General features: G+C 63.1%; 25 protein-coding genes. 13 read left to right on the top strand and 12 right to left on the bottom strand.

Going from position 1 to position 23,133, the window contains the following annotated elements; genetic code table 11:
- Window positions 1–5: 5 nt before the first annotated feature.
- The 4 genes from BT108_RS08345 to BT108_RS08330 all read left to right on the top strand — a co-directional run bounded on the left by BT108_RS08345 (window position 6) and on the right by BT108_RS08330 (window position 2,535).
- The gene (locus BT108_RS08345) at window positions 6–758 is read left to right on the top strand and encodes a MotA/TolQ/ExbB proton channel family protein (protein WP_072294081.1); all 753 of its coding nucleotides are present in this window, start codon (window positions 6–8) and stop codon (window positions 756–758) included.
- The gene (locus BT108_RS08340; protein WP_072294080.1) at window positions 758–1,183 is read left to right on the top strand and encodes an ExbD/TolR family protein; all 426 of its coding nucleotides are present in this window, start codon (window positions 758–760) and stop codon (window positions 1,181–1,183) included. Before BT108_RS08345 ends, BT108_RS08340 begins: the two co-directional genes overlap by 1 nt.
- A 95-nt stretch (window positions 1,184–1,278) precedes the next feature.
- Window positions 1,279–1,797, top strand: coding sequence for a FecR family protein (locus tag BT108_RS08335; protein WP_072294079.1), 519 nt, complete (start codon window positions 1,279–1,281; stop codon window positions 1,795–1,797).
- 24 nt (window positions 1,798–1,821) lie between these two features.
- Entirely contained in the window at window positions 1,822–2,535 is a 714-nt protein-coding gene (locus BT108_RS08330) for a type 1 glutamine amidotransferase (protein ID WP_072294078.1), read from the top strand.
- Window positions 2,536–2,559: 24 nt separating this feature from the next.
- Here the strand turns inward: BT108_RS08330 and BT108_RS08325 are convergent, their stop codons facing one another.
- The 6 genes from BT108_RS08325 to rpsT all read right to left on the bottom strand — a co-directional run bounded on the left by BT108_RS08325 (window position 2,560) and on the right by rpsT (window position 9,799).
- Complete coding sequence (locus BT108_RS08325; protein ID WP_072294077.1) at window positions 2,560–3,045, bottom strand: YajQ family cyclic di-GMP-binding protein; 486 nt, start codon at window positions 3,043–3,045, stop codon at window positions 2,560–2,562.
- A 64-nt stretch (window positions 3,046–3,109) separates the two neighbouring features.
- Window positions 3,110–4,345, bottom strand: coding sequence for an argininosuccinate synthase (locus BT108_RS08320; protein WP_072294076.1), 1,236 nt, complete (start codon window positions 4,343–4,345; stop codon window positions 3,110–3,112).
- 43 nt (window positions 4,346–4,388) lie between these two features.
- Entirely contained in the window at window positions 4,389–5,339 is a 951-nt protein-coding gene (argF, locus tag BT108_RS08315; protein ID WP_177257284.1) for an ornithine carbamoyltransferase, read from the bottom strand.
- 45 nt (window positions 5,340–5,384) lie between these two features.
- Window positions 5,385–6,557 (bottom strand): aspartate aminotransferase family protein, encoded by a 1,173-nt coding sequence (locus BT108_RS08310; RefSeq protein ID WP_072294074.1) that lies wholly within the window; start codon window positions 6,555–6,557, stop codon window positions 5,385–5,387.
- A gap of 256 nt (window positions 6,558–6,813) precedes the next feature.
- Window positions 6,814–8,793, bottom strand: coding sequence for an aminotransferase class I/II-fold pyridoxal phosphate-dependent enzyme (locus BT108_RS08305; protein ID WP_072294073.1), 1,980 nt, complete (start codon window positions 8,791–8,793; stop codon window positions 6,814–6,816).
- A 742-nt stretch (window positions 8,794–9,535) separates the two neighbouring features.
- Window positions 9,536–9,799: a 30S ribosomal protein S20 gene (gene rpsT, locus BT108_RS08295; RefSeq protein WP_072294114.1), complete on the bottom strand. Its 264-nt coding sequence runs from the start codon at window positions 9,797–9,799 to the stop codon at window positions 9,536–9,538.
- Between the two features lie 185 nt (window positions 9,800–9,984).
- Between rpsT and murJ the strand changes: the two genes are divergently transcribed.
- Together murJ and BT108_RS08285 are read left to right on the top strand one after the other, a co-directional pair.
- Entirely contained in the window at window positions 9,985–11,523 is a 1,539-nt protein-coding gene (gene murJ / locus BT108_RS08290) for a murein biosynthesis integral membrane protein MurJ (RefSeq protein ID WP_072294071.1), read from the top strand.
- Window positions 11,524–11,624: 101 nt separating this feature from the next.
- Window positions 11,625–12,593 (top strand): MlaA family lipoprotein, encoded by a 969-nt coding sequence (locus BT108_RS08285; RefSeq protein WP_255369668.1) that lies wholly within the window; start codon window positions 11,625–11,627, stop codon window positions 12,591–12,593.
- Between the two features lie 56 nt (window positions 12,594–12,649).
- On the opposite strand, the gene htpX is transcribed toward BT108_RS08285, so the two are convergent.
- The 5 genes from htpX to xseA all read right to left on the bottom strand — a co-directional run bounded on the left by htpX (window position 12,650) and on the right by xseA (window position 17,286).
- On the bottom strand, window positions 12,650–13,531 hold the full coding sequence (htpX, locus tag BT108_RS08280; RefSeq protein ID WP_072294070.1) for a protease HtpX: 882 nt from the start codon (window positions 13,529–13,531) through the stop codon (window positions 12,650–12,652).
- A 65-nt stretch (window positions 13,532–13,596) separates the two neighbouring features.
- Complete coding sequence (locus BT108_RS08275; protein ID WP_072294069.1) at window positions 13,597–14,091, bottom strand: disulfide bond formation protein B; 495 nt, start codon at window positions 14,089–14,091, stop codon at window positions 13,597–13,599.
- Window positions 14,092–14,159: 68 nt separating this feature from the next.
- Window positions 14,160–15,350, bottom strand: a complete 1,191-nt coding sequence (locus BT108_RS08270) for a THUMP domain-containing class I SAM-dependent RNA methyltransferase (RefSeq protein WP_072294068.1) — start codon at window positions 15,348–15,350, stop codon at window positions 14,160–14,162.
- 49 nt (window positions 15,351–15,399) lie between these two features.
- Window positions 15,400–15,774, bottom strand: a complete 375-nt coding sequence (locus BT108_RS08265; protein WP_072294067.1) for a DUF423 domain-containing protein — start codon at window positions 15,772–15,774, stop codon at window positions 15,400–15,402.
- Window positions 15,775–15,945: 171 nt separating this feature from the next.
- Window positions 15,946–17,286 (bottom strand): exodeoxyribonuclease VII large subunit, encoded by a 1,341-nt coding sequence (xseA, locus tag BT108_RS08260; protein ID WP_072294066.1) that lies wholly within the window; start codon window positions 17,284–17,286, stop codon window positions 15,946–15,948.
- Between the two features lie 358 nt (window positions 17,287–17,644).
- Here xseA and BT108_RS08255 point away from each other — a divergent pair, with 358 nt between their 5' ends.
- The 6 genes from BT108_RS08255 to argJ are packed head-to-tail and all read left to right on the top strand — an operon-like array spanning window position 17,645 to window position 21,446.
- Window positions 17,645–18,259: a MotA/TolQ/ExbB proton channel family protein gene (locus BT108_RS08255; protein WP_072294065.1), complete on the top strand. Its 615-nt coding sequence runs from the start codon at window positions 17,645–17,647 to the stop codon at window positions 18,257–18,259.
- Between the two features lie 27 nt (window positions 18,260–18,286).
- Window positions 18,287–18,703 carry an ExbD/TolR family protein gene (locus tag BT108_RS08250; RefSeq protein ID WP_072294064.1) on the top strand — a complete coding sequence of 139 codons (417 nt, stop codon included), beginning with the start codon at window positions 18,287–18,289 and terminating at the stop codon, window positions 18,701–18,703.
- A 52-nt stretch (window positions 18,704–18,755) separates the two neighbouring features.
- Window positions 18,756–18,935, top strand: a complete 180-nt coding sequence (locus tag BT108_RS08245) for a Trm112 family protein (protein WP_072294063.1) — start codon at window positions 18,756–18,758, stop codon at window positions 18,933–18,935.
- A gap of 28 nt (window positions 18,936–18,963) precedes the next feature.
- On the top strand, window positions 18,964–19,914 hold the full coding sequence (locus BT108_RS08240) for an ADP-ribosylglycohydrolase family protein (protein WP_072294062.1): 951 nt from the start codon (window positions 18,964–18,966) through the stop codon (window positions 19,912–19,914).
- An 8-nt stretch (window positions 19,915–19,922) separates the two neighbouring features.
- A complete protein-coding gene (locus BT108_RS08235; RefSeq protein WP_072294061.1) occupies window positions 19,923–20,204 on the top strand; it encodes a sulfurtransferase TusA family protein in 282 nt (93 codons plus the stop codon).
- Window positions 20,205–21,446 (top strand): bifunctional glutamate N-acetyltransferase/amino-acid acetyltransferase ArgJ, encoded by a 1,242-nt coding sequence (gene argJ, locus BT108_RS08230; RefSeq protein WP_072294060.1) that lies wholly within the window; start codon window positions 20,205–20,207, stop codon window positions 21,444–21,446. It abuts the gene before it with no gap.
- Between the two features lie 69 nt (window positions 21,447–21,515).
- On the opposite strand, the gene BT108_RS08225 is transcribed toward argJ, so the two are convergent.
- Complete coding sequence (locus tag BT108_RS08225; RefSeq protein WP_072294059.1) at window positions 21,516–21,974, bottom strand: EF-hand domain-containing protein; 459 nt, start codon at window positions 21,972–21,974, stop codon at window positions 21,516–21,518.
- A 273-nt stretch (window positions 21,975–22,247) separates the two neighbouring features.
- Between BT108_RS08225 and BT108_RS08220 the strand changes: the two genes are divergently transcribed.
- Window positions 22,248–23,126, top strand: a complete 879-nt coding sequence (locus BT108_RS08220) for an ATP-binding protein (protein WP_072294058.1) — start codon at window positions 22,248–22,250, stop codon at window positions 23,124–23,126.
- Window positions 23,127–23,133: the final 7 nt, after the last annotated feature.

Raw genomic sequence — 23,133 nt, 5'->3', positions numbered from 1 at the left:
TTTCTATGGAACAGGGTATGGGGTTTTCGAATTTTCTCGCCCAGCTGGACGCGGTGGGAATCAGTGTGCTGGCGCTTCTGCTGGCCCTCTCGGTGTCGAGCTGGTATCTCATACTGACCAAGGGCATTTCCAACTACCTGGCCCGGCAGCGCGCGGAAGTCTTCCTCAAGCACTTCTGGAGTGCGAGTTCCCTGCAGGAGGTCAATTCGACCCTGAAGAACTGCCCCGATGACAATGCGTTTGCCCAGCTTGCGCAACTGGCCATGAACGCCGCGGCCGATTCCGAGAAGCACGGCGTGCAGAAGCTGGCAGCAGCGGGCGGAACGAGCGAGTTCATCACCCGCGTGTTGCGCAACGGTCTGGACCAGGAAGCGACCCGTGTCGAAAACGGCCTGACGGTGATTGCCTCCGCAGGCTCCGCCGCACCCTACATCGGGCTGTTCGGCACGGTGTGGGGCATCTATCACGCGCTGGTGCAGATCGGCCTGTCCGGCCAGGGCACTCTCGACAAAGTGGCGGGCCCGGTGGGCGAGGCGCTGATCATGACGGCGCTGGGATTGGCGGTGGCGATCCCGGCGGTACTGGCTTACAATACGTTCGTGCGCCGCAACCGCATCTGGCTGGCACGCCTCGACACCTTCGCGCATGACCTGTTCGTGCTGATTGCTGTGGGCACCAAGGCCAATAGTTCCGCGGAAGACGAACGGCAGTTGCGCATCGTCGCTCCGGCGGCCGCACCTGGGGACAGGAGGCCATAATGGCATTTGGCGGCGTGAACGGGAGCAGCGCGCAGGCTCCCATGACCGAGATCAATGTGGTGCCGCTGGTGGATGTGATGCTGGTGCTGCTGGTGATCTTCATCATCACCGCACCCCTGCTGACACACTCGGTCAAGGTGGATCTGCCCAAGGCGACGAGCAGTCCGAACATCACCAAGCCGGAGCATGTTGAATTCGGCATCCGCGAGGATGCGAGTCTCTACTGGAATGGAGAGGCCGTCACCCTGGACCAGCTCGCGCCACGATTTGCCGCAACGGTGCAGCACGATCCCAATGTTGAGCTTCATATACGCGCGGACGGGCACGTCCACTACGAGCACGTGGCGCGCGTCATGTCCATCGCGGCCAAGGCCGGACTGGTTCGAATCGGATTCGTGACGGATCCGGCGGTACTGGATGAGTAGCATGATCGAATAGCTGGCTCATGCGCGCCTGATCCCGCGACGATCCTGCGCTGAGCTGCCCCTGGAAATGTGTTCATCGACGCGACCATGACGACATGCCCACGGTGATACGGTTACGCAGCTGGCGGGGACTCCTGATCAACCTCTGTATCCTCGCCACGGCGGCGTTCCTGGGGATCATGTCCTGGCTCATCGCCAGCCCCTCGGCAACACGGCTGCACGAGACCTTGCCGGGAGAACGTATCACCTTCGCAGCCAACCCGGAAATCGATGTCAGCCTGGATACGGACAGCAGCGTAACTGTCAGTGACACCCATCCTCCTCACATCGAACTGCTGCGCGGCAACGCATACTTCGATGTCAGGGGCGCAAACCCGGGCACGTTGCAGATCAAGGTGGGTACCGCTCACATCCGCGACCTCGGTACACGCTTCACCATCAGCAAACACCCGGGGGGCGGCAGCGTCGCCGTGGCGAGCGGACAGATCGAGATTCGCATCGGAAACAACATGTATCTCGTCGGCGCGCACGAGCGGGCAGACTTCAGCAATACCAACATCATTGGACAGCGTGTGATTCCGGATGCGGACATCGCACCCTGGCGCCGCCGGTAGCCAGGAGGAATCGATACCATTTCCGTGAAACCCGTCGCCATCTTCAGGCACGCCTCCATCGAGGGTCCAGGCTACCTGTCGACCTTTCTAGATCTGCACGCGATCCCCTGGCAGCTCATCAGGATCGATGCCGGCGAGGTACCTGCGGATCGGGCAACATCGTTCAGCGGGCTGGTATTCATGGGAGGACCCATGAGCGTGAACGACAATCTTCCCTGGATCGCACCGGTGCTCGCGCTGATCCGGGAGGCCGTGGCCGGCGACATCCCGGTGCTGGGCCACTGCCTGGGCGGGCAACTGATGGCCAAGGCGCTGGGCGCAAGAGTGGACAGGGATCCTTCCAGGGAACTGGGCTGGGGCCGGGTCGACGTTGCCGACCACCCTGTGGCGCGCGCCTGGCTCGGCGATCTGTCCGCCTTCGAGCCCTTTCATTGGCATGGGGAAAGCTTTACCCTTCCAAGTGGCGCTGTCCGCCTGTTTTCCAGCCCCTACTGCCCCAACCAGGCGTTCGCGCTGGGGGCGCACCTGGGCCTGCAGTGCCATGTGGAAATGACGGAAGAGATGGTCCGGACCTGGTGCCGCGCAGGGGCCGACGAAATCACCGCCTACCCCGGGCCCGCGGTTCAGTCGGCTGAAGCGATGCAGATAGACCTGCTTCAGCGTATATCGGCCCTGCAACAGGTCGCCCGCCGCCTGTACGGCAGGTGGATCACCGGCCTGCGCCGACCTCCAAGATGACGATGCAGCCTGCATCGGAGCGATTCATTCCCGGAAGTTCTGGAACTGCAACGGAAAGTCGGTCACGGACTTCTTGACCAGCTGTATCGCTTCCTGCAGGGTATCGCGCTTCGCACCCGAAATGCGCACCGCGTCGCCCTGGATGCTGCCCTGCACCTTGAGCTTGCTGTCCTTGACCAGCCTGACGATCCTCTTCGCCAGATCGGTCTCTATCCCGGTCCTGACCGTGATCTGCTGCCTGACCTTGTTGCCCCCGATCTTTTCGGTCGCACCCCTGTCCAGGCAGCGCACGTCGACGCCGCGCCGGGTCAGCTTTCCCATCAGGATATCCCCCACCTGGTCCAGCTTGAAACCGTCGTCCGCGTACAACGTCAACGTGTGGCCCGACTGCTCCACGCGCGCATCGGAGCCCTTGAAGTCGAAGCGTGTGCCGACCTCCTTGTTGGCCTGGTCGACCGCATTCCTGATCTCCTGCCCGTCCACTTCCGAAACGATGTCGAATGATGGCATACGTCCGCGCCTCCCTCCCGGCATTGCCCGCCCGGCACGATGATGGCCCGGGCAGAAGCCTCGATCATCCCCTGCTCTTCATGTTTCCCGCAATGCGCATGCGCAGGGCATTCAGCTTGATGAATCCGGCCGCATCGGCCTGGTTGTAGGCGCCTTCGTCATCCTCGAAGGTGGCGATGCGGGCATCGAACAGCGAATCCGTCGAGGAATCGCGCCCAACCACGGTCACATTCCCTTTGTAGAGCTTGACCCGCACCCGGCCGTTCACCGTTTCCTGGGACGCATCGATCATGCCTTGCAGCAGCCTGCGTTCCGGGCTCCACCAGTAGCCGTTGTAGATGAGGGCAGCATAGCGCGGCATCAGTTCGTCCTTCAGATGCGCCACCTCCCGGTCGAGCGTGAGGGACTCGATGGCCCGATGGGCCCGCAGCATGATGGTGCCGCCGGGCGTTTCGTAGCAGCCGCGCGATTTCATGCCGACGTAGCGGTTCTCGACCAGATCCAGGCGCCCGATGCCGTGCCTCCCCCCCAGCTGGTTCAGCCGGGCAAGCACGTGCGCGGGAGACAGTCCCTCGCCGTTCAGCGCCACGATGTCGCCCCGGCTGAACTCCAGATCGAGGTATTCCGCCTCGTCCGGGGCCTGCTCGGGGGAAACGCTCCAGCGCCACATCGACTCCTCCGGTTCCCGGGCGGGGTCCTCCAGGATGCGGCCCTCGTAGGAAATGTGCAGCAGGTTGGCATCCATGCTGTAGGGAGAGCCCTTCCTCTTCTTCATCTCCACCGGGATCCCGTGCTGCTTCGCGTAATCCAGCAACCGCTCCCGGGAGGTCAGATCCCACTCCCGCCACGGGGCGATCACGCGAATGTCGGGCTGCAGTGCGTAGTAGCCAAGCTCGAAACGCACCTGATCGTTGCCCTTTCCGGTCGCTCCATGCGCCACCGCATCGGCACCGGTCTCGCGCGCGATCTCGATCTGGCGCTTGGCGATCAGCGGACGCGCGATGCTGGTGCCGAGCAGATACTCGCCCTCGTAGATCGTATTCGCCCGGAACATGGGGAAGACGAAGTCGCGCACGAACTCCTCGCGCAGATCGTCGATGTAGATCTCCTTCACCCCGAGCTTCCTGGCCTTCGCACGGGCAGGTTCCACTTCCTCTCCCTGGCCGATGTCGGCGGTGAACGTGACGACCTCGCAGCCGTACGTATCCTGCAGCCACTTCAGGATCACCGAGGTGTCCAGCCCTCCGGAGAAGGCCAGAACGACCTTATCCACCCCCGACTTGCCCTTTCTTCTCTTCATGCCACGCTCGCTGAGTAATGAATAGCCGGTTCACGCATGTGATTCAGTTGCCCGTAACAGGGGATGGCCCGGCAGGATCGTCCACGCGCCCCAGGAGCAGGTATTCCATCAGCGCCTTCTGGGTATGCAATCGGTTCTCGGCCTCTTCCCAGACAATCGACTGCGGTCCGTCGATTACCGCCGCCTCCACCTCTTCTCCCCGATGCGCGGGAAGGCAGTGCATGAATACCGTACTCTTCCTCGCACACGCCATCATCTCGCTGTCCACGCGGAAATCGGCGAAGTCCTTCTTGCGCTCCTCGGTCTCGGCCTCGAAGCCCATGCTGGTCCACACGTCCGTGGTGACCAGGTCGGCATCCCGTACGGCGTCATGTGGATCGGCGAACTCCTCGTAATGATCGGTGCCATAGAGCCCCGCGCGCTCCGGCTCGACTTCGTAGCCGGGCGGGGTCGAGACGTGCACGTTGAAGTCGAATATCTCCGCCGCCTGCAGCCAGGTGTTGCAGACATTGTTCGAATCCCCGATCCAGGCCACCGTCTTGCCGGAAATGCTGCCGCTGTGCTCGATGAACGTGAAGATGTCGCCCATGATCTGGCAGGGATGATACTCGTCGGTCAATCCATTGATGACGGGAACCCGCGAGTGCGCCGCAAACCGCCGGACAATGTCGTGCTCGTGAGTACGGATCATGACGATGTCCACCATGCGCGAGATGACGCGCGCCGCGTCCTCCACCGGTTCGCCGCGACCCAGCTGAGTATCGCGCATGGAGAGGTAGATCGCCGCCCCCCCGAGCTGGTGCATACCCGCCTCGAACGACAGGCGGGTGCGGGTCGAGTGCTTGTCGAAGATCATCGCCATGGTGCGGTCCACCAGCGGCCAGTAGCGCCGATACTGCTTGAATTCATGCTTGATCCACCGGGTGCGCTCGAACAAGTACTCGAACTCTTCCCGGGAAAAATCGTTGAACTGCAAGAAATGATTGACCTGCATCATAATTTCACATGGATAGCCGGGCGACAGGATCCATCCGTCGACTCACTTCGCCAGGAACGCTTCCACCAGCGCGACCAGGGTATCCACCACCTGCTCCGCCTCGCTGCGCCGCATCACGAGGGGAGGGAGCAGACGCACCACCTTATCCGACGTGACATTGATCAGCAATCCCTGGTCCAGCGCTTTTCGCACCAGTTCGCCGCACGGGCGGGACAGCTCGAGCCCGATCATCAGCCCCTGCCCGCGAATCTGCTGCACGCCGGGCAAGCCAAGCAGCCGCTCCCTGAGTGTGCCGCGTATGAAGTCCCCCACCGCCCTCGCGTTCTCCAGCAGGTTCTCTTCCTCGATGACTTCGAGGGTGGTCAGTGCGGCGGCACAGACCAGCGGATTGCCGCCAAAGGTCGAGGCATGATTGCCGGGCCCGAAGACCGTGGCGGCAGCACCTTTCGCCAGGCAGGCACCGATGGGGACCCCGGAGCCCAGTCCTTTCGCAAGGGTAATGACGTCCGGCATGATGTCGCTGTGCTGGAACGCGAACCACTTGCCGCTGCGGCCGATGCCGCACTGCACCTCGTCCAGCATCAGCAGCCAGCCGTTCCGGTCGCACAGGCTGCGCAACCCCTGCAGATAGTTCGCTTCGGGAACGTTGACACCGCCCTCTCCCTGATAAGGCTCCACCAGTATCGCAACCACGTTCTTGTTGTGCACGCCCACCTGCGTCACGGCGTCCAGATCATTGTAGGGACCCCGCGCGAACCCCGTCAGCAGCGGTTCGAAACCCGCCTGCACCTTGCGGTTGCCGCTGGCGGTCAGGGTTGCCATGGTGCGTCCGTGAAAGGATTTTTCCATGACGATGATCGTGGGCTGGTCGATGCTTCGGCCGTGACCGTAGAGCCTTGCCAGCTTGATCGCCGCCTCGTTCGCCTCCGCGCCCGAGTTGCAGAAGAAGGCATTGTCCATGCCCGACAATGTCACCAGTCTCTCGGCCAATTGCTCCTGCCGACCAATATGGTACAGATTGGAGGTATGCATCAGGGTCCTGGCCTGCGTGCAGATCGCCGCGACCAGCCGGGGATGACAGTGGCCCAGGCCGCACACGGCGACCCCTGCCAGGGCATCGAGATAGCGCTTCCCTGCTTCGTCCCACAGCCATACCCCTTCTCCCCGCGCAAACGTGACGGGAAGCTGCAGGTAAGTGTTCATCAAGCTTGACATGGATCCACCACTCCATACTCTGGATTCGACAGCTGACCGCCCATGGAAACATGGCACCATGGACTGCGATATCCTTTTACACGGTAAACGAAGAATTCCCGCCCGGGACGGGATGCGCCCGGACTCGGAGGGTACGCATCCGAATCCTCAAACCGGAAGGAAATCCCGTACGGCAGGCCTTGACTGCGGGTTTCCCGCATCCAGAATGCAGTACGGCGGCCCCAGCCGCCGTGTTTGCACAATCTCATATCTTTACCTATTTGACCAGCTTTTTCAAGCCTTTTTCCTCTGATGCCCGCAGCAGCCGCAAGCACGGCAGGTATCCGTCGTACACGATGCCATGCACTTCGACCCGCTTCTGCGAACGCAGCATGCCCACGAGATACTGCACCACCGCCTGCGTGATGACCTGCCCCGGCACCAGCACGGGGATGCCGGGAGGGTATGGAGTGATCTGATCCGCGCAGACCCTGCCGTCCAGATCGTGGCTGACCTTTTCCTGCTCATCGAGCAACGGCGCCAGCTCGCCGCCGCAGTAGAACGCATCGCGCGGAAGATATCTCAGTTCCGTGAAACCGGGAATCTCCGGCGTCTGGTAGAGCCGACGGGGAGCGCGCCCCTCGCGGGCGATGCGCATCAATGCGTCGTAGAGCCGGGAAACCTTGCTGCGGGTGGTGCCGATGGTGAGCAGCAGCGTCAGGGTATTGAAGGTGCTCTTCTCGACCTGGATGTTGTAGCGCTCGAACAGTTCCCGGATCAGATCCTCCACCGTGAAGCCGCAATGGGAGATGTCGACCGTTACCTTGGTGGCATCCAGCTGGATGTTGTCGTGCCTGACTTCCTCGGGCAGCAGATCCGACAACTCCAGCACACGGAAGACCCCGGTGGAATTGATCTGTGTGCGCACTTCTTCCGCCAGTTCCAGCGTACGCGAAAGCAGTTTGTATCCTTCCAGCGTCGCCTGCTTGCGCGCCACGTCGAGGCTGGCGATCATGCTGTACTGCGGGCTGGTGGAGGTGTGCATGTTGAAGTTCTCGCGAAACAGATGCTCCCTGAAATCGGGATCGTTGACGTGGATCATGCTGGACTGGGAAAACGCCGACAGCACCTTGTGGGTGCTCTGGGTGGCGTAGTCCGCCCCTGCTTCCATCGCAGTGGGGCGAAAGGCCGGATGAAAGCGGGCGAAGCCATACCAGGCCTCGTCGATGATGACCTTGATTCCCCTGGCATGCGCAGCCTCGATGATGGGCGGCAGGTCGTAGCGCAGGCCATCGTAGGTGCAACTGGTGAGGATGAGCGCCTGCGCATCCGGATGCGCCTCGATGGCGTCGAGCAGGATCCGCTTGGGCACTGGGCCGTATACGCTGAACTTCTTGTTGACCGAGGAATCCAGGTAGATCGGATGCGCGCCGGACAGCACCACGCCGTGATGCACCGACTTGTGGCAGTTGCGATCCAGCAGCAATTTCTCGCCGGGCGCCAGCAGCGTCTGGAATATCACCTTGTTCGCGGTGGAGGTGCCGTTGGTGGCGAAGAAGGTGCGCCGCGCGCCGAATGCCTTGGCGGCGATCTTCTGTGCCTCCGCGATCACGCCCTGGGGCTCCATCAGAGAATCCAGCATCGGGACCGATACCGACAGGTCGGCGCGAAAGATGTGCTCGCCGATGAACTGGTAGAAATCGCTGGCCCAGGGACTGTCGCGCAACGAATCCCCGGACGAGTGCCCGGGGGTGTGCCAGGCATCCTTCGCCATCAGCACATAGTTCTTGAGCTGGTCGTAGAACGGCGTGCGCGCCTTCTCCTGGAGCTGGGCGTTGAGAATGCGGTACATGCCGCGGTAGTCACGCTCCTCGCGATAGAAATAGCCGTCCACCGTTTCGGAGAACAGCGCGTCGACGACCTCGTCCTCCTTTTCCTGGGCGATCAGTATGTAGATGTCGAGCTCGGGACGAAACCGGTTGATCTTCTGCACCAGCGTCAGCGCCGTCATCTGGAGGTCACGTGCATCCTTCCCGCCGTTTCGCAGGGTATAGAGCGTATCGTCCACCACCACCGACTGGATGTCCCCATCCTCTTCGATCGCCTGCAACGCCTCGCGGGCGGTGGTGACGCCATAGAATGTGATGCCCAGGGGATTTTCCAGCGACTTGGCGGCGGCGTTCAATCCCTTGATGAACTCCTTGAGGATCAGCTTCTCGTCGTTGATGACGAGAATCCGGCTGACAGGTCGCCTCATAGAACGCTGCTCCGATGTAAAAACCGCTTTTATGCGCCAAAACGATGTCCTTTGCAACGCCTGAATGCAGCCGGGACAAAGCCCGAATGCAGCCGGTAGCAAAGCGGTTCATATGGACGTCATGGAATCGGCCAGGCGTTCACCGGCATCCCGGGGCGGCATCGGCGCTGCAGCCGCCGGCTCCCTTTCCGGCACCTGCATCTCACCCCTGATCCGACACATCGCAGCAGTGGCACCGGGCATCCACCCCGAAGCCACCACGCCGATGCGGATCGGGCATGCCCATCTGTCCCCTGGGCCTCCGCCATTCCGGTTCTTCCTCGGTTTGCGTATGGAATAAATGCGCGCGTGGGCAGCCGCCCAACCATCCTGAATAGGATCTGAGCGCTGGCGTGCCTTCGTGTGGCCGTCCCGTGAAAAACCAGCTTCCAGAAGGAGAACGCCCTTGACGTCACCTGCCAGCAGGAAGCGAGAAGCAACGCAGCTGCGCTATCCTGCGCTCATCCATATCTGCAATGACAACTCCAGCATCGTCATCTTTCCCATCCTCATCGACCTGCTCTCGGCATTGACCGACCGCTGCGCCCACAACAGCGGCGAGGATGAGGAGCGAGCCTTCCACTGCTGGCGGGCGAGTTTCTGGCAGACCTGGAAATGCGGTGACGGCGAACTGATGCCGGTAGCGGATGAAGAAACGGCGGGAGAGCCCCGCCGCATGCGCCTGAATGGCGTGATGGAACGCTCAGGCGAGCGCCTTGACGGCGGCGGACAAGCGGCTCTTGTGGCGAGCTGCCTTGTTCTTGTGGATGATACCCTTGTCGGCGATGGAATCGATGATGCCGACGGATGCCTGGAATGCTGTCTGGGCAGCAGCCTTGTCGGCGGCCCCCACAGCCTTCCTCACGTGCTTGATCGCCGTACGCAACCGTGAACGCAGACTGGTGTTGTGATTGCGCTGCTTGGTATTCTGTCTCGCACGCTTTCTTGCTTGCGCACTATTGGCCATATGAAATTCCTCGAATTGCGGATGAATGACTGTCGATTCTCTTGCGCCCATTCCAGAGACTTAACCTAGCAATAATACGGATACTTCCAGCATATTGCAATACCGGCCGCCGGAATCGGGCCAGGCATGCGGCGCGATATCAATACACGACTCCAACAAAAATATTCGGGGTAACATAGCCGCCGATGAATCTGCTCAAGACCCTTGCCACCGTCAGCGGGATGACACTGGTGTCCCGCATACTGGGATTCGTGCGCGACGCACTGATTGCCCGTATCTTCGGCGCAGGAATGGGGACCGACGCATTCTTCGTGGCCTTTCGCATCCCCAATCTGCTGCGGCGGCTGTTCGCCGAAGGGGCCTTCTCCCAAGCGTTCGTGCCGATACTGGCGGAGTACACGAATCGCCGGACCCGGCAGGAAACGCGCCATCTCATCGACCACGTCGCGACACTGCTGTCGCTGGCCCTGTTCGTCGTCACGCTGCTGGGCATCGTCGCCGCGCCCCTGATCCTTTACGTGAGTGCGCCGGGATTCACCTCCGATCCGCAAAAATTCCAACTGACCACGGAACTGCTGCGGATCACCTTTCCCTATATCCTGTTCATCTCGCTGGTGGCGCTCGCAGGCGGCATCCTCAATGCGCATCGCGCCTTCGCGATACCTGCCCTGACCCCTGCCCTGCTGAACCTCTCCTTCATCGGCTGCGCGCTGTGGCTCGCTCCGCTGGTGGATCCCCCGGTACTGGCGCTCGCCTGGGCAGTTGTCATCGGCGGCCTGTTGCAGCTCGGCTTCCAGATCCCTGCCCTGATGCGCCTCGGACTGCTGCCGTGGCCCCGGCTCCGCACCGCCGACAACGGTGCCTGGCGCGTCCTCAAGCAGATGGGGCCCGCTGCATTCGGTGTCTCCATCGCGCAGATCAGCCTCCTCATCAATACCATCTTCGCCTCCTTTCTGGTGACGGGCAGCGTGTCATGGCTCTACTATGCCGACCGGCTGATGGAATTCCCCGCCGGCCTGCTGGGCGTCGCGCTGGGTACCGTCCTGCTGCCGTCGTTGTCCCGCCACCATGCGGAGAATGGCACCGAGGAGTATTCCCGTCTCCTGGACTGGGGCCTGCGCCTGACCATGCTGCTGACCTTGCCCGCGGCGCTGGCGCTGGCGCTGCTCGCCGTTCCCCTGATCAGCACGCTGTTCCATCACGGCGAATTCTCCAGCCATGACCTGTGGATGACGCGCGACGCACTGCTGGCCTACAGCCTGGGGCTGCCAGGGCTTATCCTGGTCAAGGTGCTCGCGCCCGGATTCTACGCGCGCCAGAATATCCGGACCCCCGTCAGGATCGCCCTGGTCGCACTGGCCGCGACCCAATTGATGAATCTGGCATTCATCGTTCCACTGCGCCATGCCGGGCTGGCATTGTCCATCGGACTGGGCGCCTGCCTCAATGCCGCGTTGCTGTACGCCAGGCTGCGCAGTCAGCAGATCTATCGGCCGCAACCCGGATGGCCCGTCTTCATGATCAAGACGTCGACGGCACTGGCCGTCATGGGGATCACGCTATGGTTTGTTTCGGACAATGACGCAGCATGGCTCTCTGCGCCGGCAACGGAACGCGCTATTCGACTGCTATGGGTCATCCTTGCCGGAGCTGCCGGGTACTTCGCGACGCTTGGACTGCTTGGCTTCCGTTTCCGGGATTTCGTGCGACGCGATGCACCGTAAAAATGTTCTTTTAAAAACAAATTGATTGGCCCTATAATGGCAACGGCCATTTTGGCCTGTCTGGACGTATAAACCACCCACTCTCACACACATATTCAAATATGGCTCATTCCATCAGATCCTGTGCCCTGTCGGTTCTACTCCTGGGTATTTTTCTCGGTGGCTGCGCCACCACCAGCCAGACCCGGAGTACGGGGCTCGAGACCGAGACAGCGGGTGCGCCACCCTCGTCCGCCGCGGCGACATCGCCCGACACGCATGCACCTGCGGTGGAAACGGCGGATGGAGTGGAGGAAAGCGTAGAGGCCGCAGCCACGCCCGTCACGCCTGTATCCGTGGCGGCCGCCAAGGAGGCCGGCGACGCCCCTGGCGAACGTCCTGCGGGTCCCGTGTTCAGGAACAGCGAACCCCCCGCCACTCCAGTCTACGTCGATGAGCGGGATCCATGGGAGCCGGTGAACCGTAAGATTTTTGCGTTCAACGAATCCGTGGACGACTATGTGTTCAAGCCAGTGGCACGGAGCTACCGATGGATCGTCCCCGATCCGGTCGAAATGGCGGTAGGCAACGTTTTCTCCAATCTGGGCGACCTGCCCAACACCGTCAACAATCTCCTGCAGCTCAGATTCGATCGTGCGCTGACGAGCAGCATGCGTTTCGTCGTCAACAGCACCTTCGGTTTGGCGGGTCTCGTGGATCTGGCCAGCGACATCGGCCTGGAAAAACGTGACGCGGACTTTGGCCAGACCATGGGGCACCACGGTGTCGCCAGCGGCCCCTACCTGGTGCTGCCCTTCCTCGGTCCCAGTACCGCACGCGACGCGGGCGGGCGCATGCTCGACATCGCCTCCGACCCGGTATTCATCGGCAGCTTCTTCGTGGCACCCTTCATTGGCCCGATCGTGGGCAGCGTGAAACTTACCGACAAGCGTGCCGGGCTGCTCAAGTCGGAAAAAACGCTGGATGAAGCCGCGCTGGACAAGTACGAGTTTGTGCGCGACGCCTACCTGCAGCAGCGGCGCAGCCTGATCCATGAGGACGGCCCGCCTCCGACGGATTCGGAGGAATAGGCAGCCGGTTCGGGCGGTGGCGCAGCATATGGCTGCGCCACCGCCCCGCTCCGAAATCAGGATGCGGAGCGCAATGCGGCGATGCGAACGTCGAGCGGCGGATGCGACAGGAACAGGCCCCGCAGACCATCGCCACCTCCGGAAATGCCGAAGGCCGCGAGCTTCTCCGGCAATTGCGGGGCCTCATGCCGCTGCTTGAGCCGCTCCAGCGCGGCGATCATCTTGCCCCGCCCCGCCAGTTGCGCCCCCCCGGCATCGGCACGGAACTCGCGCTGGCGGCTGAACCACATGACGATCATGGTGGCGAGCACACCCAGCACCATCTGCGCGATCAGGGACGTGACCAGAAAGGCAGGCCCATGTCCGCGCTCGGTCTTGAACACGACCCGGTCCACGAGGTGGCCCACCACCCGCGACAGGAAGATCACGAAGGTATTGACCACCCCCTGGATCAGGGCGAGCGTCACCATGTCGCCGTTCGCAACGTGGGTGACCTCGTGCGCGAGCACGCCCTCGATCTCGTCCTTCTGCATCCCGCGCAGCAGGCCGGTGCTGACGGCCACCAGCGCGTCGTTGCGATTCATGCCCGTGGCGAAGGCGTTCACGTCGGGCGCATCGTAGATCGCGACTTCCGGCATGCCGATCCCCGCCTGTTCCGCCTGGCGCCTGACGGTCTCCAGCAGCCAGCGTTCGGTCGGATCGGTGGGCCGCTCGATCACCACCGCCCCGGTCATGCGCTTGGCCGACCACTTGGACATGGCCAGCGACACCAGCGAGCCGCCGAAGCCGATCACCCCGGCCATGACGAGCAGGGCATTCAGATCCAGTCCGGTGCCTTCCGCATCGAGGATGCGATCCACGCCCAGGAGGCGCAACGTGATGCTCAATACCAGCAGTACCGCCAGGTTGGTGATGACGAACAGGAAGATTCGCTTCATGGGAATATCCGTTGGGTTGTTATGGATGACACGGGGCAAATGGGGCCGCGCCCGCAGTTTTCAAGTCAGCGGACGACCCGCTCCGCAAGAAGGACATGGATCGCCAGTCCACCGAGAAGCAGCAGGCACAGCGCCGACCAATCCGGAAGATAGAGCGATGCGAATGTCCAGGCCGCATCCGCGCAATCCCCGTTGGCTTCGAACATGGCGGGCCACCAGCGCGCGATGGGAAGCGCGTTCAGGAACCGTTCCTCGGGGCTGATGCCGCACTCGAACGCCTCTGGGTGACGAATCAACCAGGCCTGGCGTAGCGCCACCGCCGCCCCGATGAACGCCGCCAGTGCCATGAAAGCGCCGTATCCACGGCGCAGCGCCACCGGCGAATCGTGCAGTAGCGCCAGCAACGCGAGTACGCCCACCAGCCAATAGGCCACGCGTTGCACGACGCACAACGGGCACGGCAGGAGGTTTTCCGCATGCTGAAGATACAGGGCGGCCCCGATCAGACCGGCGCAGCCCAATCCCATCATCAGCAGGATAGCCCGTGTCGGCCCTTTCATTGACCGCCCGGGGCAGGAATCCACCGTACTCGATCTCGCTTCCCAAAATTTCCCATGTCGTCGGCTCGTCAGGCAGGCAGTGGTCCTTCATCCGATCGCCGGACGCCGCGCATCCCGCCTGCCACCATCCTGTACTCCAGCAGACGGCACTCGCGCGCGCCGTTGAACAGCGGTATACGGCGCGAGGCTGCAAGACGGATGTGCTTCGGCAGGAGCGGATCGGCGCTGAACAGATAGACCCGCCAGCCGCTAAAACGTTTCTTCAGCACGCTGCCCAGTGCCGGATACAGTACCAGCAACCGCTCCGGTTCTCCCATGCGTACGCCATACGGTGGATTGGCGACCAGAATGCCGGAGGCGGCAGGCGCGGAAATCTCCAGCACGTTTGCCTGTTTCAGCATGACGACCTCCGCAAGCCCGGCTGCGGACAGGTTGGCCCGCGCGGCCGCCACGGCGGTGCCATGAAGATCGCTGCCGAACAACGGCTGGCGCACCGGAGGCCGCTGCCGCGCCAAAGCCGTCCTGCGCACGCCGGCCCACAGTCCGGGATCGAACCCCTTGAACTTCTCGAAGGCGAAGCGCCGTCCCGAGCCAGGTGCGATATCCAGCGACCTTTGAGCGGCTTCCAGCAGAAACGTGCCGCCGCCGCACATGGGATCTAGCAGCGGAACGCCCGGCTGCCAGCCCGCCAGGGCGAGAATGCCGGCCGCAAGGTTTTCCCGTATCGGTGCGACGCCGCCCTCGTTTCTGAAACCGCGCTTGAACAGGGCGTCGCCCGAGGTATCCAGGTACAGGGAGAACGTACGTGCATCGAGGAATCCGTGGATGCGCATGTCGGGCTGCAACGTATCCACGCTGGGACGGCTGCCGCTCGCCGCGCGAAACGCATCGCAGACCGCATCCTTGATGCGCAAGGTAATGAAATCGAGGCTGCGCAGGGGACACTGGATCGCCGCAACGTAGACCCGCAGGGTGAGCGCAGGATCGAACCAGTCGCTCCATGGCAGCGCGCGGGTTGCCTCGTAGACATCGTTCTCGCTGGCGTAGGGCAGACATGCGAGGCGCCAGAGGATACGGCTGGCGATGCGACTTTCGAGATTGGCCCGATAGCAGGTGCGCCAGTCGCCGCGGAACCGTACCCCCCCTCGTCCGCTACCCTCATGCCCCTGCACGGACGACGCCCCCAGTCCCTCCAGTTCCGCGGCGAGCACGGATTCCAGTCCCCGTGGACAGGGTGCGAAAAAATCGTGCAACGTCACCGATGCGATGCAGGCATGAACGCCTCGATCCGTCGCGATGCCGTGTGGTTCACCGTGTCGACCATGCGCCATAGGCGAGCGACGCCCATGCGAGCAGGAATGCCACGCCGCCGACCGGCGTGACTGCTCCCAGCCCGCGTATGCCGGTCAGACTCAGCGCATACAGGCTGACCGAGAACAGGACGATGCCCGCCAGCATGAGCCAGCCCGAGAGCACGATCGGCCGGGACGCGGGAAAGCGCTGCAACGCGAGGCCCACGGCGAGCAGCCCCAGCGCATGGTAGAAATGATACTGGACCCCTGTCTGGTAGACCGCCAGCATGTCGGCGGAAAGACGCTGCTTCAGGCCGTGCGAACCGAAGGCCCCGAGCGCGATGCACAGCGCCGCATTGATCGCGCCCAGCACGAGAAAGATCCTGGCCATGAAAACGCTGTTCCTCAATAGATACGACCGATGTCCGTGGTGGCCCACGGGTCCGCAGTGATGCCCGGCGACAAGGCCTGGGTGCAGGCTGCGCAAGTCTGCATGACCCCGCCGCAAATGTCCAGAGCGGGCTGCCCGCGCCGGCGTTCGACCGTCCGGCAAAACACGCTGTCAGCCCTTCTCGACCACGCTGGCCTTGCTCCAGCCGCGGGCGAAGGTCACGCGCAGGATGTCGCCCGCATCGATCTGGCCGCTGTCTCTCACCACTGTCCCGTCGGCCGCACGGGCAATGCTGTAACCGCGCCTCAGCACGGAGTCGGGATGCAGGTGGGCCAGGCTGCCCTGTTGGCGCTCCAGGCCTAGGACGAGAGTCGCGAGGCGCGCGACGGCGCTCCGGTTCAGGCGCAAGGCCAGATCACGCAGCCGATCCGCCAGGCGGGGGATGTCGGGCCGGATCGCGCCCATGCGCCGCCCGAGATCCTGCAGGCTCCAATGACGGGCCTCCATGGCTCGCCTCGACGAATTTTCCAGGCGTTCACCAAGATGCCCGAGGTGCAGGGATAGCGCATCGATCCGCGCACCGGGGCGGCCCAGGCGGGCTGCCAGCATGTCGACCCCCTGCAGGCGGTCCTCGATGCCGCGCCAGGTCTCGCGACCGATGCGGCTGTAGAGCATCCTTACCCGATGCGCCAGTTCCACCCGGTGCGGACAGGCAAGCTGGGAGGCGCCGGTTGGAGTCGGCGCACGCAGATCTGCGACGAAGTCCGCAATGGTGAAGTCGGTCTCGTGCCCAACGCCGCAGATGACGGGCAGCGTGCACGCGGCAATCGCGCGCGCCACCTCCTCCTCGTTGAACGCCCACAAATCCTCGATACTGCCACCACCCCGGCACAGGATCAGCACGTCGCATTCGGCACGACGGGCCGCCTCCCGGATGGCTGCTGCAATCCTCATGCCCGCCCCGGCCCCCTGCACCGGCGTGGGATAGACGATCACGGGCACGGAGGGCAGGCGCTGCCGCAAGGTGGACAGCACATCCTGCAGCGCCGCCGCAACCGGAGAGGTGACGATTCCGATCTGCCGCGGGAACATCGGAGGCGGAATCTTCCGGCCGGGATCGAACAGCCCCTCCCTGCCCAACCGCTCCTTGAGCAGTTCGAAGGTCTCGAACAGCGTCCCCTTACCCGTACGCCGGATCGTCTCGACGCTCAACTGAAAATCGCCGCGTGCCTGGTACAGGGTTACCAGCGCGCGCACCTCAACCTGCATGCCATCCTGCGGCGCCCAGTCCAGATACCGGCTCTTCTCGCGGAACATGACGCAACGCACCTGGCTGCCGGCATCCTTCAGGGAGAAATACCAGTGTCCCGAACCGTAGCGCTTGATGTTCGAGATCTCGCCCCTCACCCATAGCAGCGGAAAGGTCCGTTCAAGGATATCCTTGACACTGCGGTTGAGCTCGCTCACGCTCAGGATGGTGAACGCGTGCTCCATTTTCACGGGAGGATCCATCGGTGGCATTCTACAGTAATCCACATTTGTCACAAGAATTGCATATTTGTGTCATCCAAACCCGCATGGATACTGAATATTCATGTAACATGATGTTTTTAATAGAATTATATGAAAGATCAAAAATTGAACTTTCTACCGAAAATTGTTGCAGAAGGTTGACTTAGTGCCTTTCCCCGCCAGTCTATCCACATACTTATCCACAGCAATTGTGGACAAGAAAAACCCGGGCGGCCCGCTTCCCGTCCTTGCTGAAATCACGCCGCCACGATACATTACCGTGGTCCGGTGACCGGGTACATGCGCATTCACATGCCCGCGCCCGGCGCGAATATCCAACCCACCAGGAGAGTGTCGAGTGTTCGCTCTGGTCCAAGCCGCCGGCTGGCCCATCTGGCCCATCATTCTGGCTTCCGTCATCGCCCTGGGGATCATCGGCGAGCGTTTATGGACGCTGCGCATAAGCGTCGTTGCGCCGCCGCACCTTCTCACCGACGTGGCGCGGGAATATCGGGAGCACGGTGTCAGGGAAACCATGCTCGCTCGTCTCCAGGGACATTCTCCCCTGGGACAGGTATTTGCCGCAGGGCTGAGAAACGACTGCAGCACGCGTGAAATCATGAAGGAATCCATCGAGGAGGCAGGACGCCTGGTGGCTCACGATCTCGAGCGCTATCTCACCACGCTGGGAACCATCGCCTCCCTGAGCCCGCTGATGGGCCTGTTCGGAACCCTGGTCGGCATGATCGAGATCTTCGGCGCGAGCACGCCCTCGATGGGAAGCGGCAACCCGGCGCAGCTTGCGCACGGCATTTCCGTGGCGCTCTACAACGCGGCCTTCGGCATCCTTGTGGCCATCCCCAGCATGATCTTCTACCGCCACTTTCGTGCAAAGGTGGATCTGCTGGTGCTGGAAATGGAACTGCAGGCACTCAAGCTGATGGAGATCGTCCATGGCGAGCGCCGGGACTGAAAACACCCCTGACGACACGGCGGCCTCATGAATTTCCAGCGCGGCAGGCACAGGGAGGAGCCGGAAATCAACCTGGTGCCCATGATCGACGTATTGCTGGTGATCCTGATCTTCCTCATGATCACCACCACCTACTCCCGGTTCTCACAACTCGAAATCCACCTGCCGCAGGCCGCTTCCGGAGAGCCTGCCGGCAATGCCCGGATCATCGAGGTCTCGGTCGATGCCGCCGGGCGCTACGCGATCGACCGGGCGCCCATCGAGCATCCCGATGCCGCCCTGCTCGGGGAGGCGCTGCGCGCTGCCGCGCAGGGGCGCCTCGACCCCATGATCGCCATCCATGCGGATGCACGCGCCACCCATCAGTCCGTCGTGACAGTAATGGAAGCCGCACGCATGGCAGGCTATAATCGCATCACCTTCACCACCGAGAATTCACGGTAGCAGCCAGCCGGACAATCCGGCGAGGCGCACGCCGCCAATGCCACGGACCCCTATGGACGCAAAACTGCTCGACATCCTGGTGTGCCCCCTGTGCAAGGGACCCCTGCTTTACCGGAAACCGGAGGGAAGGCTCATCTGCAAAGCGGATCGCCTCGCCTTCCCCATCAAGGATGGTATCCCGGTGATGCTGGAAGATGAAGCGCAGAAGCTTCCGGCCGAGGAAGAAATCTAGCCTCGGTTCCCAGAAAACCGCCGAAACCATGAAGAGACCATCCAGTTCCGCCATCGTTGGCGCACTCGTCGCCGATGCCGCTGCACTCGGCCTGCACTGGCTGTACGATCAGGAGCGGATTGCGCACATCGAAGCGAAGGAAGGCCTGGCATTCCTGACCCCGGATGCCGGCTACTATGCGCAATCCAAAGGATACTTCGCCCATGGCGGAAAACGCGCCGGAGATTCGAGCAGCTATGGGGAAACGTGCCTGCTGGCGCTGCAACACTTGGCCGCCCACGGCACCTTCGATCGCATCGCCTACCAGACAGAGTACCGTGCCCGCTTCGGCCCGGGGGGCGCCTATGTCGGTTACATCGACACGCCCACGCGCGAGACGCTGCGCACGCTGCTGCCGCTCGACCCCGCGCAGTTTCCGGCCGCCTCCGGTGCGGACGACGACCAGCATCCGGCCCTGGCAGCACTCGTGCCCCTGGCTGCGACCCATGATGGACCGCTGGAAGCGCTGCTCGAACATGTCGAACTGCTCGTGCGCATCACCAACGACAACGAGGTGGCGGCAGCCGCCGCACGCTATGCCTGTGCCGCCCTGTTCCATGTGCTGGGAGGCGCCCCGATCGAACAGGCCCTGAGCCGGCCCCTGCCGCTCGCAGGCCCCGCCCTCGCCCCCCTGTTGGAAGAGGCGCTTGCCCTGCCGGCGCTGGATGGCGCTGCCGCGGCACAACGTTTCGGCATGGCCTGTCACGTGACCGATGGGCTGCCCGTCATCGTCCACATCGCGCAGCATGCGCCCGGCTATCGCCAGGCCGTCGAGGCCAACATCCGGGCAGGAGGCGACAGCTGCGGCCGCTCGGTCATGCTCGGTGCGTTAGCGGCGGCGCACGCGGCAGCCCGGGGTCATGACGAAGTCATTCCTTTGGCATGGCTGGCGCGCTACCGCGGGCTCGTGACGGCGGCCGACGCCTTGGCCGCGTTCTGAATCCCCGCATGGCCCACCCCAACCGGACAGCGAACCCGCCCGAGGCGGGCGGCCGCACAGGCGCACACTGCGACCGGGAACTGGACGTGCGCGGCCTGCATTGTCCGCTCCCGATCCTGAAAACGAAAAAAGCGCTGTCCGAGCTCTCTTCGGGCCAGATTCTGCGGATTCTCGCCACCGATCCCGCCGCAGTCATCGACTTCCAGGTCTTCGCCGACCAGACCGGGCATGCGCTGCTGTCATCCACGGAAGACGCCGGGACATTCACCTTCCATCTGAGGAAAAGATAGATGCCCGCCAATCTCGTCCCTCCCCGTCCGGAGGAGTTGCTGCCGGTCGCCGGCGTTTCGCTGGGAGTGGCGGCAGCGGGCATCCGCAAACCGGGTCGCAAGGATCTGCTGGTGATCGCGCTGCGGGACGGCGCGCGAACCGCCGGTGTCTTCACCCGGAATGCCTTCTGCGCCGCACCGGTCGTCATTGCCCGCGAACATTTGTCGCAAACCGGACCCGTTCTCCCGATCCGCGCGCTGGTCGTCAACACCGGCAACGCCAACGCGGGCACCGGGGAGGAGGGCATCGCCCGGGCACGCGCCACCTGCTCGGGCCTGGCCCGTTTGCTGGCGTGCGACGCCCGCCAGATACTTCCCTTCTCGACCGGCGTGATCATGGAGCCCCTGCCGCTGGAAAGCATCATCGGCGGCCTGCCCGCGGCAATCGCCGATCTGCGGCCGGACAACTGGTTTACGGCTTCCCAGGCGATCATGACGACCGATCTCGTTCCCAAGGCGGCCTCCAGACGGATCACGTTCGACGATGGCACCGTCGCCACCCTCACGGGCATTGCGAAAGGTTCCGGGATGATCCGACCCGACATGGCGACGATGCTGGCGTATGTGGCGACCGACGCGACCGTGGAGCAGCCGCTGCTGCAGGAGATCCTGCACCACGCGACCCGGGCGTCCTTCAATCGCATCATCGTGGACGGCGACACTTCCACCAATGATGCGTTCATGCTGATCGCCACGGGCGCCGGCACCGGCAGGCCCATCCTGGACGATGCGGATCCCCGCTTCCTCGCCCTGCGGGCAGGCGTGACGGAACTTGCGGAGCAGCTGGCGCAGATGATCGTGCGCGACGGCGAAGGCGCCACCAAGTTCATCACCATCCGCGTCGAAGGCGGCAGCACCGAGGACGAGTGCGATCGCGTGGCGCACGCCATCGCACGCTCACCGCTCGTCAAAACCGCATTCTTCGCCTCCGACCCCAATCTGGGCCGCATCCTGGCGGCCGTCGGGTATGCAGGCGTCGAGGGGCTAAACGTGAATGGAGTGAGGCTGTACCTGGATGACGTGCTGGTGGCGGAAAGCGGCGGCCGGGCGGCCGGGTACCGGGAAGAGGATGGCCAGCGGGTGATGCGGCAGACCGACATCACCGTCCGCGTGCTCCTGGGACGCGGCACCGCCGGCACAACCACCTGGACCTGCGATCTCTCGCACGACTACGTCGACATCAATGCGAGCTATCGCAGCTGAGGGCCGGTCGGGGCTGTGCCCTCTCCAGGGTACAGCCCCGACCGTGTATAAAAGGAGTGGAGGAACCGCCTACTCGCCCATGGGCTTCATGTGCTGCAGATTTCTTCCGCCCCACTCCGCTTCGTACTCCGCAGCCAGGGGAGACTGGCCGGGCGATCCGTGCCCATGGCCATGCCGATGCCTCGTCCTGGCCCGGCTCACCTCGTCCTTGTCGATGTAGCCGTCGCCATTGACATCGAGCTTGTCGAACATTATCTGGCTGTGGCGGGCATGCTCTTCCTTGCTGACCCGGCCGTCCTTGTCGGTATCCGCCATGGATATTCCACACCGGCCCTCGCCGGCCCGCTTCTCGCCATATCCATCCTTCTTTTCGCCCGCGTGATATTCAGCCACCATGAAAGTGGCCTTGCCCACGGATTCCACAGAAGGTTCCCCCGCGGAGACGACCGAGGCTGTACCGAGCGTCGCAGCCACGGCCGTTCCCAGGGTGAGGAAAGCGATGGATTTCTTCTTGGGTGCTTGATTCATGGTATGTTCTCCTGTAGGTCATGCCGGATCGTTGATAGAGAAAATCTTCAAAGAGCATGCTGCGATGGCGTGATGGCAAGGCCGATAACCCCCGCACCGGCACCGGGCACGGGCCCGACACCCTTGCGGACACTGCTGCAACACCTTAAATTATCATGTATCCTCGCCCACCATTCCGTACGATAGCGCACTTAGTGCACAGGCTCAAGCAGTACCGGGGCACCGGCCTCCGTATCCCTGCCGCCGCCGAATCCAGCCTGGAAGGCGACCCTCATGCATGATCCGGATATCCTCTATCGCCGCGCCGATCTGCTGCTCGCCCGCCTGGAGAAGCTCCTGTCATTGGAACGGCCCGAGCCCGACTGGGACGCCGCCACCGCATTCCGATGGCGCAAGACCGGCCATGCCGGGACCCTGCAGCCCATCCTGCGCCCTCATCGCATCGCCCTCGATGCGCTGAGGGGCATCGACCGGCAGAAGGAGATCCTGGAGCGCAACACCCTCCAGTTCGTGCAAGGATACCCTGCCAACAACGTGCTCCTCACCGGCGCGCGCGGCACGGGCAAATCGTCGCTGATCAAGGCCATGCTCGACAGGCATGCCCCGGCCGGGCTGCGCCTGATCGAGGTGGAGAAACACCACCTCACCGACCTGCATGACATCGTGGAACAGATCGGCGCACGCCCGGAACGTTTCATCTTGTACTGCGACGACCTGTCGTTCGAAACCGGAGAACCTGGCTACAAGGCCCTGAAGGTAGTGCTGGACGGCTCCATTGCCACCGCTTCCGACAACGTGCTGATCTACGCGACGTCCAATCGCCGCCACCTCATGCCGGAATCCATGCGCGACAACCAGGACACACGGCATGTCGACGGCGAGATTCATCCGAGCGAAGCGGTCGAGGAAAAAATCTCGCTCTCGGAACGCTTCGGCCTGTGGCTGTCATTCTATCCTTTCGACCAGGAGCAATACCTGGACATCGTTGAGCACTGGCTCGATCATTTCGGCATAGGGGAGCGGAGCGACTCCATGCGTGAAGCGGCGCTGCGGTGGGCGCTGGGGCGCGGCTCCCGCAGCGGGCGTGTCGCCTGGCAGTTTGCGCGCGACTGGGCGGGCAGGCAACGGGCACACCCGGACGCGCAGCCCTAGCGATCGC

It is taken from the genome of Nitrosovibrio sp. Nv17, assembly GCF_900119085.1.
Lineage (GTDB): Bacteria > Pseudomonadota > Gammaproteobacteria > Burkholderiales > Nitrosomonadaceae > Nitrosospira.
This window is presented reverse-complemented; position numbering and strand designations above follow the sequence as displayed.

Coding starts and splice junctions, on each gene's coding strand:
- BT108_RS08345 (WP_072294081.1), top strand. CDS start 6: ATGGAACAGGGTATGGGGTTTTCGAATTTTCTCGCCCAGCTGGACGCG.
- xseA (WP_072294066.1), bottom strand. CDS start 17,286: ATGGATCCTCCCGTGAAAATGGAGCACGCGTTCACCATCCTGAGCGTG.
- murJ (WP_072294071.1), top strand. CDS start 9,985: ATGAATCTGCTCAAGACCCTTGCCACCGTCAGCGGGATGACACTGGTG.
- BT108_RS08265 (WP_072294067.1), bottom strand. CDS start 15,774: ATGGCCAGGATCTTTCTCGTGCTGGGCGCGATCAATGCGGCGCTGTGC.
- argF (WP_177257284.1), bottom strand. CDS start 5,339: ATGCAGGTCAATCATTTCTTGCAGTTCAACGATTTTTCCCGGGAAGAG.
- htpX (WP_072294070.1), bottom strand. CDS start 13,531: ATGAAGCGAATCTTCCTGTTCGTCATCACCAACCTGGCGGTACTGCTG.
- BT108_RS08310 (WP_072294074.1), bottom strand. CDS start 6,557: ATGTCAAGCTTGATGAACACTTACCTGCAGCTTCCCGTCACGTTTGCG.
- BT108_RS08250 (WP_072294064.1), top strand. CDS start 18,287: ATGAATTTCCAGCGCGGCAGGCACAGGGAGGAGCCGGAAATCAACCTG.
- BT108_RS08320 (WP_072294076.1), bottom strand. CDS start 4,345: ATGAAGAGAAGAAAGGGCAAGTCGGGGGTGGATAAGGTCGTTCTGGCC.
- BT108_RS08235 (WP_072294061.1), top strand. CDS start 19,923: ATGGCCCACCCCAACCGGACAGCGAACCCGCCCGAGGCGGGCGGCCGC.
- BT108_RS08220 (WP_072294058.1), top strand. CDS start 22,248: ATGCATGATCCGGATATCCTCTATCGCCGCGCCGATCTGCTGCTCGCC.
- BT108_RS08275 (WP_072294069.1), bottom strand. CDS start 14,091: ATGAAAGGGCCGACACGGGCTATCCTGCTGATGATGGGATTGGGCTGC.
- BT108_RS08325 (WP_072294077.1), bottom strand. CDS start 3,045: ATGCCATCATTCGACATCGTTTCGGAAGTGGACGGGCAGGAGATCAGG.
- BT108_RS08225 (WP_072294059.1), bottom strand. CDS start 21,974: ATGAATCAAGCACCCAAGAAGAAATCCATCGCTTTCCTCACCCTGGGA.
- BT108_RS08240 (WP_072294062.1), top strand. CDS start 18,964: ATGAAGAGACCATCCAGTTCCGCCATCGTTGGCGCACTCGTCGCCGAT.
- BT108_RS08335 (WP_072294079.1), top strand. CDS start 1,279: ATGCCCACGGTGATACGGTTACGCAGCTGGCGGGGACTCCTGATCAAC.
- rpsT (WP_072294114.1), bottom strand. CDS start 9,799: ATGGCCAATAGTGCGCAAGCAAGAAAGCGTGCGAGACAGAATACCAAG.
- BT108_RS08245 (WP_072294063.1), top strand. CDS start 18,756: ATGGACGCAAAACTGCTCGACATCCTGGTGTGCCCCCTGTGCAAGGGA.
- BT108_RS08305 (WP_072294073.1), bottom strand. CDS start 8,793: ATGAGGCGACCTGTCAGCCGGATTCTCGTCATCAACGACGAGAAGCTG.
- argJ (WP_072294060.1), top strand. CDS start 20,205: ATGCCCGCCAATCTCGTCCCTCCCCGTCCGGAGGAGTTGCTGCCGGTC.
- BT108_RS08285 (WP_255369668.1), top strand. CDS start 11,625: ATGGCTCATTCCATCAGATCCTGTGCCCTGTCGGTTCTACTCCTGGGT.
- BT108_RS08340 (WP_072294080.1), top strand. CDS start 758: ATGGCATTTGGCGGCGTGAACGGGAGCAGCGCGCAGGCTCCCATGACC.